The following is a 3,996-nucleotide window of genomic DNA, read 5'->3' as shown; positions in this document are numbered from 1 at the left end:
CCACGAGGGTCAGCGCGCTGCGCAGGCCCGTCCGGCCGTCGGCCGTGGCGAGTGCCCGCAGCCGCGCCGTCGGTGTGTTCCGGTCGGCCGGAGTGCCGCTGTCGGGTAGCACCTGCGTCGTGTCGCCGGACCTGGTGGCGGGAAGCACCCGGGTGCGGGCGTCCGGCCAGGTGGTGGGCAGTGCGCGGGTCGTGTCGTGGGCGGCGTCCGGCAGTCCCGGCTGAGGGCTGGGGTCATCGGCGGGTGCGACGCGTCGCGCGTGCGGGTACGACGACGCCAGCACCGGCCCGGTGATCTTCCGCAACCTGCGGGTCACCTCGGCGGCACCCATCCGCTGGCGTACGTCCCGTTCGAGCAGTCCCTCGATGATCCGTGCGAGCGGGCCGGCGCGCTGCATCCGGTCCGGCGGGTCGGTGGCCAGCGCCATCAACGTCTGCACCAGCCCGGGTCGGCTGTAGGGCGGGCGGCCCTCCACGGCGGCGTACAGGGTCGCACCGAGCGCCCACAGGTCCGCCCCCGGCGAGGAGACGCCGTCGCGGACCCGCTCCGGGGCCACGTACTGCGGTGAGGTGGTGATGCCCCACGACTGGCTGACCGCCGCCACACCCTCGATCACCGCGGACCCGAAGCCTCCCAGCAGGGCCCGCCCGTCGGTGGCGATGAGCACGGTGCGGGGGGTGACGTCGCGGTGCAGCACCCCCGCCCGATGCGCGGCGCCCAGCGCCCCCACCAACTCGATCCCGATCCGCGCCACCGCGTCGACCGGCAGTGGCCCGTCGTCGGTGAGCACCCGATGCAGGGATCGCGAGGGAACGTGCTGCATCACGATCCACGGCCGGTCCTCGACCGTGATCACGTCGTAGACCCACACCACGTTCGGGTGCACCAACTGGGCCGCCGCCTGCGCCTCCCGCAGGGTCCGCTCCCGCAGCTCCGCACCCTCCCGCTCGGTCAGACCGACACGGAACAGCACCTGTTTGACCGCGACGTCGCGGTCCAACAACTCGTCCCGTGCCAGCCACAACCGGCCCGCGACACCTTGGCTGATGCATCGGATCAGCCGATACCGCCCGATAAGCTGCGCATCCTCCATCACGAGAGGTCTTCGTAGCCGACGGCTGGCCGGATGGGTGTCGAGGTCACGTCGACTCCATCAGGAAAGATGTGGCGGATAGTGACCCTGCCGCGACCGGCGGTGCGGCAGGTGGTGGCGACCCATCCGACCGGGCATCCCGCGTCGAACCGAACGGGAGCGGTATGCGTGCACGGAGAGGGGACAGAAGATGGCGGAATCCGACCAAGGGCGGGCTCGTCGATGGCGACCGCTGCACGTGACTCCGCCACCACCACCGAGCGTGGAGGAGCTGTTGCAGCGGGTGGGTCGTGGCGACGAGGAGGCATTCGCCGGCTTGTTCGACGCCGTCACCGGCAAGGTTCTCGCCCTGGCCCGGCGGGTGTTGCGTGACCCGCAGCTCGCCGAGGAGGTCGCGCAGGAGGTCATGGTGCAGGTGTGGCGTACCGCGGCCCGTTTCGACGCCGATCGTGGCTCCGGTCTCGCCTGGGTGCTGACGCTGGCGCACCGGCGTGCGGTGGACCGGGTCCGTTCGGAGCAGGCGCTGGCCGACCGGACGCAACGCGTCGCGGCGACGGACGTGGAGGTGCCGCACGACCAGGTGGCCGAGGCGGTCAGCGCCCGGCTGGATCGGGAGCAGGTCCGCCGCTGCCTGGGGCGGTTGACCGACCTGCAGCGCGAGGCGGTGACGCTGGCCTACTACGGCGGCTACACCTACCGGGAGGTCGCCGAACGGCTGGACACGCCACTACCCACGGTGAAGACACGCATGCGGGACGGACTGATCCGGATGCGCGACTGCCTCGGCGTCACGATGGGAGAGCGGGCATGAACAGCGACATCCACACCCTCGCCGGCGCGTACGCCCTCGATGCCGTCGACGAGGTGGAACGAGCCGGGTTCGAGCGGCACCTCACCGCCTGCGACACCTGCCGCCTGGAAGTGGCCGAACTACGGGAGACCGCCGCCCGCCTCGCCGACGACACACCCGACGACACGGCACTGCCCGCAGGACTCCGAGAGCGGACCCTGGCGCAGGCGGCCCGAACTCCCCAGGAACGCCTCACCACCGCCGAGAGCCGCCGCACCGCCTCGACGCCGCGATGGCGGCAGTGGGTCGCCGCCGCCTCGATCGCCGCCGTCGCAGCAACCGGCGCGAGCGTCGTCACGTGGGCGGTCGTCGACGACCGCGATCGGCAGGAGCAGCCGGGCGACGATCGCATCCGCCAGATCGCCGAGGTGGTCGCTGCCGGCGACGCGCGTGTCCACCAGGAGGCCGTCGACGGTCGCGGCAGTGCCACGGTGGTGTCGTCCGCGCAGCGAGACCAGGCAGTCGCCGTGCTGCGGGAACTACCCGATCCAGGTGTCGGCCGGGCCTATCAACTGTGGCTGATCCCGTCGGCCGGAGCACCGCGTGCGGTCGGCCTGCTCCCCGCCGGAAACACGGCCACGACCACCCTCGTCGGCCCGCTGACCGACGTCGTGGCGTTCGGCGTGTCCAACGAGCCCGCGTCCGGTTCGCCGGCACCGACTGACGTCGTCGTCCAGGTGGCACTGCGGTGAGCGGGGCGAGACCGGCCCTGCGGCCGGGCCGCCAGGGCCGCCGGGAAAGAGATCGCGTCCGGTAGCCATCCGCCCGGCGTCGGGCTCCGAAGCACCGGTGAACGCACCACCAACCCCGGATGCAAGGAGCTCACATGTCTCGGCGTACGTTCGTCGCCGCCGGCGCGATCGCCGTTCTTGCCCTGTCCGCTTGCGGTAACGGCGACAGCAGTACCGACACCGCTGACACCGGCACCGCCCCGAGCATGTCGGCCAGTGCCCCCATGGCGTCGCCGTCGGCGGCGGCGGCCCAGTTCGGTCCCGGCTGCGCCGCCGTGCCCACCGACACGGCGGACCCGGGCAGCTTCGAGGCCATGGCCAAGGTGCCGGTCGCGACCGCCGCCTCGGGCAACCCTCTGCTGTCGACGCTGGTGACCGCCGTGGACAAGGCCAACCTGGTCGACTCGCTCAACAGCGCGCAGGGCATCACGGTGTTCGCACCGACCAACGACGCGTTCGGCAAGATCCCCAAGGCGGACCTGGACAAGGTCCTCGCCGACGACGCCACGCTGAAGAATGTGCTGACGTACCACGTGGTGGAAGGCCAACTGTCCCCGGACACCATCGCCGGCACACACGAGACCCTGCAGGGTGACGAGCTCACGGTGACCGGCAGCGGCACCTCGTTCACCGTCAACGACACCTCGATGGTGGTCTGCGGCAACGTCTCCACCGCCAACGCCACCGTGTACATCGTCGACACCGTCCTGATGCCCACGAGCTGACGATGTCCACACCGACCGCGCCCCGGCCGGCAGACCGCCGGTCGGGGCCACGCCCCAGACCCCACCGGTGGCGTCCACGCGCCGTCCTGGTCGGCGTGCTGAGCGCCGCCATCGCACTGGGCGTCGCCCGGCTGGCCGCCGCGTTCCTCGGCCCGGCCTCCGATCCGGTGCTGGCCGTCGGCGCCACCGCCATCGACGCCGCCCCCCAACCCGTGAAGGCGTGGGCGATCCGCACCTTCGGCACTGCCGACAAGCTCGTCCTTCTGACCGGTGTCTTCGCCGTGCTGACCGCTGCGGCAGCGGCGATCGGGGTGGCGGCGTTCCAGAGGCGCCGCTACGGCCTACTCGGACTGGCCGCGTTCACCGGCATCGGCGTCACCGCGATCCTCACCCGCCCCACCGCCACCGCACTGGACACCCTGCCGACACTCGGCGGCGCGGCCGTCGGCGCCGCCGCGATGCTGTTGCTGCTCCGCACCGCCACGACCAACTCTCCCGGCACCGCTGGACGGCCCCGACTACTCAACCGCCGTCAGTTCCTCGCCACCGCCGCCGGCACCACCGCGACCGCGGCCGGTGCGGCCACCGCCGGGACGG

Annotated in this window: 4 protein-coding genes and 1 pseudogene; 4 read left to right on the top strand and 1 reads right to left on the bottom strand. The window is 72.3% G+C overall.

Annotated features, from left to right (window positions below; genetic code table 11):
• Positions 1-1,024 (bottom strand): serine/threonine-protein kinase (locus tag EYA84_RS28115; protein WP_161595057.1); only part of this gene is annotated, 1,024 nt, incomplete at its 3' end.
• 259 nt (positions 1,025-1,283) lie between these two features.
• On the opposite strand from EYA84_RS28115, the gene sigK reads away from it, so the two are divergent.
• From sigK to EYA84_RS28095, 4 genes and pseudogenes are all read left to right on the top strand, one after another.
• Positions 1,284-1,904: an ECF RNA polymerase sigma factor SigK gene (gene sigK / locus EYA84_RS28110; RefSeq protein ID WP_131056914.1), complete on the top strand. Its 621-nt coding sequence runs from the start codon at positions 1,284-1,286 to the stop codon at positions 1,902-1,904.
• Complete coding sequence (locus EYA84_RS28105) at positions 1,901-2,635, top strand: anti-sigma factor domain-containing protein (RefSeq protein WP_131056912.1); 735 nt, start codon at positions 1,901-1,903, stop codon at positions 2,633-2,635. The genes sigK and EYA84_RS28105 overlap by 4 nt, the downstream gene beginning before the upstream one ends.
• A gap of 134 nt (positions 2,636-2,769) precedes the next feature.
• Entirely contained in the window at positions 2,770-3,399 is a 630-nt protein-coding gene (locus tag EYA84_RS28100) for a fasciclin domain-containing protein (RefSeq protein WP_201272503.1), read from the top strand.
• Positions 3,400-3,494: 95 nt separating this feature from the next.
• Positions 3,495-3,996 (top strand): annotated as a pseudogene (locus EYA84_RS28095) (molybdopterin-binding oxidoreductase); the annotation flags it as partial.

This window comes from Verrucosispora sp. SN26_14.1, assembly GCF_004307965.1.
GTDB lineage: Bacteria > Actinomycetota > Actinomycetes > Mycobacteriales > Micromonosporaceae > Micromonospora.
This window is presented reverse-complemented; position numbering and strand designations above follow the sequence as displayed.

What these genes read in the sequence shown, in the direction of transcription:
- sigK (WP_131056914.1), top strand. Translation starts at nt 1,284, where the DNA reads ATGGCGGAATCCGACCAAGGGCGGGCTCGTCGATGGCGACCGCTGCAC.
- EYA84_RS28105 (WP_131056912.1), top strand. Translation starts at nt 1,901, where the DNA reads ATGAACAGCGACATCCACACCCTCGCCGGCGCGTACGCCCTCGATGCC.
- EYA84_RS28100 (WP_201272503.1), top strand. Translation starts at nt 2,770, where the DNA reads ATGTCTCGGCGTACGTTCGTCGCCGCCGGCGCGATCGCCGTTCTTGCC.